We start from the raw sequence: 7,281 nt of genomic DNA on the forward strand, positions 1-7,281 counted from the left end.
CTTTGCATTGCTTGAATCACGTAAAGATCGTGAAGCCCGTGGTCAAAATGGTGGTTACACACCAAATAACAATGGCAATTTTGGTAATCAGAATACCAATAATACTCCTAATATGGGGGCTTCAAATCAGAATAACACTGCTAATAATGGTCCGGATAATACTCAAGATCCATTTGCAGGTTCAGGCGATACCATTGATATTTCTGATGATGATTTACCATTCTAAATTAACAGAAAGGACCTAGGATATGGCTCAACAAAGAAGAAGCGGCGGCGCTCATCGTCGTCGTAAGGTTGACTACATTGCTGCCAACCATATTGATTACGTTGACTATAAGGACGTTGATTTGTTGAAACGTTTTATCTCTGAGAGAGGTAAAATCTTACCACGTCGTGTCACTGGCACCAGCGCTAAGAATCAACGTAAGGTAGCTAAGGCAATTGAAAGAGCTCGCATTATGGGCTTGTTGCCATTTGTTACTGAAGACTAACAAATAAAAAACTCTGCTAATGCTTGAAAAGCACTGAGCAGAATTATTGATAAGAACCTTGAAATTACGATAATTTTGAGGTTTTTTATTATGCATAAATTATCTAAGCAAGAATAAAAATAACAAAAAAGTAATGATAGTTCAAACCTGAACATTGTGGAGTTTCTTATCTAGTGAATACAATGTATAATAATAATGATGTATTATACATTATTTTAGGAAGGACCTTACATGAAAGATTTTTTACGTAAGCTTGAATTCCCTGCTTTTATTAAAGATTCTAGGCTGACGGCTTCAGTCATTATTATCTTAGCTTTATCGCTTTTGGGCAGCATCGTTGCGATGATCATGAACCCATTATTTGGCTTGGCTATGGTCTTGATCTTTATATTAACTGTGGCATGCGTCGGTTATGGTGCGTATATCTTAGCTGGTAATGCAAACAATTTTGCTGTTAGTTTATCTTATCGGATTAAGCGTAGCGAGCAAGAAGCAATGATTAAAATGCCACTGGGCATTTTACTTTACGATAAGGATCATCAAATTCAATGGGCCAATCCGTACCTGCAGCTTTATTTAAAAAATGAAGACCTGATTGGACATACAATTGCATCCGTTGATCCTGAACTAGATAAGTTAATTAATGAATCATTAAAGGCTAAAACTGCTGAAAACCATGTAGTAAACTGGGATGGACATCAATTTGAGATGGTTATCCAAGACAACCTGGGAGTGGTTTACTTACTAGATATTACGCGTTACGCCAAAATAGAAAAACGATATAAAAACGAATTATTAGCTATTGGGCAGATTTTTATTGATAATTACGATGAGTTAAGCGAAACCATGCATGACCAGGAATTGACTGCTACTAGTGCATATGTCCAGAATACTCTGAGTGATTATGCTAAAAACTTTAACGCTTATCTTAAACGTATTGATGAAGATCACTTTTTGTTATTACTCCATATGCAAGATTTAGCTAAAATGGAAAAAGATAAGTTTTCTGTTTTGGATAAAATGCGGTTAGAAACAAGTCGTAATAATACACCGTTAACTTTGTCAATTGGAATTGCTTTTGGCAGCAGTTTAATTACTGAATTAGCTGACCAAGCGCAATCTAACCTTGACTTGGCGTTAGGTAGAGGCGGGGACCAAGTTGTTCTTAGTCAACCCGGTAAAGCAGCTCGTTTCTTTGGTGGTAAATCGAATCCGATGGAAAAGAGAACCAGAGTTAGAGCAAGGATGGTTTCACAGGCGATTAGTGAGCTGTTCAAAGAAGCAGACCGTGTTTTTGTAGTTGGTCATGCCAGCCCTGACATGGATTCAATCGGTAGTGGTATTGGCGTTGTTAAAATTGCTCGTTTGCATCATGTAAAGGCAAATTTTGTCTTAGATGTTAATAAAACAAATTATGATGTCAGCCGCCTAGTTGCTAAAATGGAAAAGGTAAAGGGAGATAATGATATTTTTATCGCACCTGGGGATGCTTTAGAAGCAGTGACTGACAAGTCTATGCTGGTTATGGTTGATCACTCGAAATATTCTATTACTTACTCCAAGGAATTGTATAATCGACTGAGAAATAGAATCATTGTAATTGATCATCACCGTCGCGGTGAAGAATTCCCTGAAAATCCAATGCTGACGTACGTTGAACCTTATGCTTCATCTGCCTGTGAGCTGGTGACTGAAATGGTAGAATACCAACAGCCAAGTTCAGGTAAGCGGGTTTTAACCGACCTTGACGCTACAGCAATGCTGGCGGGAATTACAGTTGATTCCAAGGAGTTTTCGCTGCGGACGGGAACTCGGACATTTGATGCTGCCAGTTACCTGCGTTCAATCGGTGCAAGTACAATGGGTGTCAGCAAGCTGCTGAAAGAAGATATTGATAGTTTCTTGCAGCGCACCCGACTGGTCAGCAGCTTGAAGATGATCAAGCCTAAAATGGCGGTCTTATGTGGGCCAGATGATAAGGAAATTGACCCTATTATTACTGCTCAAGCAGCAGATACGGCGCTTGATTTAGAAAATGTCGAAGCCAGTTTTGCAATTACCAGACGGAATAAGGATACAATTGGTATATCTGCTCGTTCAATGGGTGATATCAACGTTCAGCTTATTATGGAAAAACTTGGCGGCGGCGGACATTTGTCTAATGCTGCTACCCAAATTAAAGGGATATCTGTTAAGGAAGCACTTGCTAAATTGATGGATGCAGTGGATACTTATGAACAAGAAAATGAATAAAAGGAGAGCACAATGAAAGTTATTTTTACTAAAGATGTTAAAGGCCGGGGCAAGCGCGGTGAAGTTAAAAACGTTCCTGATGGTTATGCCCAAAACTTTTTATTTAAGAGAGGTCTAGCTAAAGCTGCAACTAAAGCAAATATGCATACTTTGGAAAGAGTAGCTGCTAACGAAAAAGCTGCATATGAAACTGAAAAAGCTGAAGCGGAAAAGATTAAGTCTGAACTAGAAAAGGATGAAACAGTAGTTAATTTCAAGTCTAAAGCCGGTTCAGATTCCAGACTGTTTGGCTCAATTTCTGGTAAAAAGATTGTTGAAGGCTTAGAAAAGCAATTTGGTATTAAGATAGATAAGCGCAAATTAAACCTGCCTGAACCAATTAAATCCTTAGGCTACACAAATGTACCAGTTAAGTTATTTAAGGGCGTAGAAGGCAAAATTCGCGTTCATATCACCGAACAGGATTAAACTGTAGTTGAATTCTGAAAAAAGTGGGCGTAAGTAATGGATAATATTGTCTCACAGCAGATACCACATGATGACGAAGCGGAAAAAGCCGTTCTAGGTGCAATTTTTATTGATCCTGCTGCAATAGCTGATGCCAGTGCAGAGGTTCAGCCAGAAGATTTTTATAAGAGAGCAAATCAGTTAGTTTTCCAGGCTATGCTTGATTTATCTGACCGTGAGGATGCAATTGATCCGTTAACGCTGCAGGATGAACTGACTAAGAAAAATCAGCTTGATGATATTGGCGGCATTGCTTATGTTTCTGAGCTGGCTATGGCTACACCGACGGCTGCTCACGTCACTTATTATGCTAAAATTGTTCACCGTAAGGCTTTATTGCGACGCCTGATTTCTGCCAGTCAAAAAATTATTACGACTGCAATGCAGGACTCCGATGATGTCACTGACATTTTAGATAATGCCGAAAGTGAGATCATGAATGTTTCGTCGGAAAATAATGCCAATGGTTTTCGTAATATCAAGGATATCGTTAACTCCACTATTGATGAGATTAACAACATTCCTGAAGATGGTAATATGGTTACGGGTCTACCAACCGGATTTGTGGAACTCGATAAGATGACCACCGGTTTTCATGATGATGAACTGGTAATTGTGGCAGCACGTCCCGGAGTAGGAAAGACTTCCTTTGCACTTAATGTTGCCCAGTATGTCGGCTTGCATACTGATAAAACTGTCGCAATGTTTTCCTTGGAAATGAGTGGGGAGCAGCTAGTGCAGAGAATGCTGGCTTCTGAAGGCTTAATCAATTCGCAACACTTGCGTACTGGCCAACTGGATGAAGACGAGTGGCCTAAATTAGTCACTGCATCCGGCTCTTTGGCAACAGCCAATATTTATATCGATGACACACCGGGAATTAAGATGAGTCAGATTAGGGCACAGTCTCGCCGTTTGGCTAAAGAGAAAGGCAATTTAGGCTTAATTGTCATTGATTACTTGCAGTTAATTGAAGGTCCGCACAGTGAATCACGCCAGCAGGAGGTTTCAGCTATTTCACGGCAATTGAAGAAATTAGCCAAGGAACTTCATGTACCTGTTATTGCCTTGTCGCAATTGTCGCGGTCAGTTGAACAAAGGCAGGACAAGAGACCTGTCTTATCTGATATTCGTGAATCCGGCTCAATTGAGCAAGATGCCGACATTGTTTCTTTCCTTTACCGTGATGATTACTATCGCGACGAAGAAGAGGGCGAGGAAAATAAGGAAGTTTCTGCCGAAGATGATAATGGCGAAGTTGAGGTTATCATTGAAAAGAACCGTTCAGGTAGCAGGGGAACAGTGAAATTAATGTTTTCTAAACCTTATAATCGCTTTTCTAATCTCGATTATAGTCATGATCAGCCTAATGAATAAGAAAGAATAAAAGCCATGGTGATTTATAGCAAAAAGCTATGGCTTTTTGCTTTTCTACATCTTTTAACAAAAAATAAGGCGTTTTTAATGACAATAATTATACAAAATTGTACTATTAAGGTGTGAATAGAAATTTTTCGCTAATTTTTTGGGAAAGGATCGATTAAGATGGCTGATAAAGGTTTTAAAGATAAAGTAGCTGGCAAAGCTAAAGAAGTCAAAGGCAAAGTTCAACAAGCTGCTGGTGACGTTAAAGACAAAGCACAAGAAGCTACTGAAAATGTCAAAGACAAAGTTGATGATGTTAAGGATAAATTGAAGAATTAATTCTTTTAATTAATAAATAAAAGGAGATTGAGAAAACTAACGGTTTTCTCAATCTCTTTTTTGGGTTACACATGAAGCAATTTATCGTAATTTATGTTGAATACTCTCTGGTAATTTAAGATTCGGTCGATCAGGATCATAAAATTCATAGAACACTGGAGCTTTATTAGAATCATTACTTTTAGGATAAAGGTCGTAGTTGCTGGCCATTAAGGGTAAAGTCATATTCTTTTTATAGGAATTCCAGATATTGCTTAACACTTGAGTTAACAATTTTCGTTCCTGGGATTCAAGGGATAAAAAAGCGCGACCAAAGCGGTAGGTTCCTACTATTTTGTTACTAGTTAGTTGGTTTAATTCATCAATGTCATAATTTTCAAAAGCCTCGAAAAGATCAGAAAAGGCATCGTTTCTTTCTTGATCGGGGATTGAATTATTGAAATTAATCAGAGCATGTCTGATCACGCGGCTACTGGAAGAAAGACCATCAGCTAAAGTAAAACTGTCGCGACCTACTGACCAGCGACGAGGATCATGCTGGTTGCGCATTGGTACGGTACTTTTGACAACTAGAGTTTGTTCCGGATGGTCAAGCATTGCACCAAAGATTGAATTCTGGGGAATGTAGGTTTTCATTTTAGACATGGAAGAAGTGAAACCAGGACTCGTGTATACCTTATGAAAAAAGCCTGGTCCGTCAAAACTAATCGCCTTGATTACCCGTTTTTGAATTTCAGACTCAACTGCACATAAAGCAAATTGAGCAAAGTTACCTCCTTTTGAATGACCTAAAAGGTAAATTTGTTGGTCACTAAATTTATGTGCTATTTCTGTTAAATATTTAGCTGCCACTTCCTGACCGTAAATTTCGGGCAGGTAATTCATACCCATATCTTCATTTAAGCCAATCATAGTGCCATCAGTTCCGCGAAAAACGACAGCTATAGTTTTTGTCTCAATTAGAAAGGTAGCAGCAGTAAATTGTAATGGATGAGGCTCTTTTTCCAGTCTGTCTGTCCAATCTAGAATCTTGATGTTGCCGATTCTAGGACTTTCCGGTAGCAACATAACTTCAGTTGCAGTTTCGGCATACATTTGATGTTGAAAAGAGGACAATTTCCGCAGCTTTTCCGCTACTTCTCCTAGAGTATGATTGGTGGCAGAACTATCGGCCGGCAAATAGGCAATAGATGACAGCAATGAAGCATCAACACTATTAAATGGCTTTTCTTTAAAGCTTAAGTCGCCCCGCCAGCGTAAGTAATCCAAGGGTCCGGCCATATAAATTCTCCTTTCGTAATAAAAGTTTATATTAATATTGTAGTAAGTTTGTTTACCTATGATAAAAATAATGCAAAAAAAACAATAGAATTAACTATTGCTTAAAAAATATAACTTTATTTATCTATACTAGCAATACTGATACGCTTGATGTCAGGATATTTGCGCAGAGCCATGATAATATCATTTTCATTAATATTGTTATTAATAATGCCGTCTACGAAAAAGATAATTCTTTCATCACTGACAAAAAGGATCTTAACAGAAACATTTTCAACATGATTTGTTTCAAGCTCCTGTTCGATGATATGCAGGATATTAGGTTTGTTAACAGCTTCTATTTGAATGTTAAACCTGATATGCATGATGATTTTGTCAATTATAGTATCGTCGTGAAACATCATCTGAATGACGAAAAGAAAGGCAGTCGCTAAAATTCCGATAAAATAAAGGCCAGAACCAATTGCCATTCCGATGGCCGCTGTAGCCCAAATACCGGCAGCTGTGGTTAAGCCGGAGATCTGTTGCTTTTTAATTAAAATTGTACCGGCACCAATGAATGAAATACCAGAAACTATCTGCGCTGCAATTCTGGAAGGGTCCAGAGCAACATCTGACATTTTTAGTAAATCGCCAAAGCCGTATTTTGAAACTATCATAAATAGCGCAGACGAGAAGGCAACTACAATATGTGTCCGCACTCCAGCACTTTTTCTTTGAATTGCGCGTTCATAACCGATCAGTGCGCCACACAAGGAAGCAACTAAAATTCGTAGTACCCAGGGGAACTCGGCGCTAATCGAGGCTAAATTTGCCATTACATCCACTCCATTCTGAATCTATCTTCATATTATACTCTTAAAAAATTTCCCAAAGCTTAGTTATAACAAAAACTGAGAAAAAGTCAAAAAATGCTTGCGTAAACTAATAGAATATGTTTTAATTAATATCGTTGTCGAGATATGACAATGCTGACTTAGCTCAGTTGGCAGAGCACGTCATTAGTAATGATGAGGTCGGAGGTTCGAATCCTCTAGTCAGCATT

7 protein-coding genes, 1 tRNA gene and 1 pseudogene are annotated in these 7,281 nt (G+C 38.5%); 7 read left to right on the forward strand and 2 right to left on the reverse strand.

What is annotated here, in order from left to right; translation table 11 throughout:
• The 6 genes and pseudogenes from Q0K80_RS09355 to Q0K80_RS09380 form a co-directional block, all read left to right on the forward strand.
• Positions 1-226: pseudogene (locus Q0K80_RS09355) on the forward strand (single-stranded DNA-binding protein); the annotation flags it as partial.
• A gap of 22 nt (positions 227-248) precedes the next feature.
• Positions 249-491: a 30S ribosomal protein S18 gene (rpsR, locus tag Q0K80_RS09360; protein ID WP_034978630.1), complete on the forward strand. Its 243-nt coding sequence runs from the start codon at positions 249-251 to the stop codon at positions 489-491.
• Between the two features lie 231 nt (positions 492-722).
• Positions 723-2,744, forward strand: a complete 2,022-nt coding sequence (locus Q0K80_RS09365) for a DHH family phosphoesterase (protein ID WP_294605708.1) — start codon at positions 723-725, stop codon at positions 2,742-2,744.
• 12 nt (positions 2,745-2,756) lie between these two features.
• Positions 2,757-3,212 carry a 50S ribosomal protein L9 gene (gene rplI / locus Q0K80_RS09370; protein ID WP_294605711.1) on the forward strand — a complete coding sequence of 152 codons (456 nt, stop codon included), beginning with the start codon at positions 2,757-2,759 and terminating at the stop codon, positions 3,210-3,212.
• A 36-nt stretch (positions 3,213-3,248) separates the two neighbouring features.
• Positions 3,249-4,628 (forward strand): replicative DNA helicase, encoded by a 1,380-nt coding sequence (gene dnaB, locus Q0K80_RS09375; protein ID WP_294605713.1) that lies wholly within the window; start codon positions 3,249-3,251, stop codon positions 4,626-4,628.
• A gap of 168 nt (positions 4,629-4,796) precedes the next feature.
• Positions 4,797-4,955 (forward strand): CsbD family protein, encoded by a 159-nt coding sequence (locus tag Q0K80_RS09380; protein WP_294605715.1) that lies wholly within the window; start codon positions 4,797-4,799, stop codon positions 4,953-4,955.
• Positions 4,956-5,036: 81 nt separating this feature from the next.
• Here Q0K80_RS09380 and Q0K80_RS09385 read toward each other — a convergent pair whose 3' ends face one another.
• Together Q0K80_RS09385 and Q0K80_RS09390 are read right to left on the reverse strand one after the other, a co-directional pair.
• Positions 5,037-6,236: a DUF2974 domain-containing protein gene (locus Q0K80_RS09385; protein WP_294605717.1), complete on the reverse strand. Its 1,200-nt coding sequence runs from the start codon at positions 6,234-6,236 to the stop codon at positions 5,037-5,039.
• Positions 6,237-6,352: 116 nt separating this feature from the next.
• Entirely contained in the window at positions 6,353-7,054 is a 702-nt protein-coding gene (locus Q0K80_RS09390; protein WP_294605719.1) for an MgtC/SapB family protein, read from the reverse strand.
• 152 nt (positions 7,055-7,206) lie between these two features.
• Here Q0K80_RS09390 and Q0K80_RS09395 point away from each other — a divergent pair.
• Positions 7,207-7,279 (forward strand) — tRNA-Thr (locus tag Q0K80_RS09395).
• The last annotated feature ends 2 nt before the right edge of the window (positions 7,280-7,281 follow it).

The organism is uncultured Lactobacillus sp. (assembly GCF_945290125.1).
In the GTDB taxonomy this organism is placed as follows: Bacteria; Bacillota; Bacilli; order Lactobacillales; family Lactobacillaceae; genus Lactobacillus; species Lactobacillus rizhaonensis.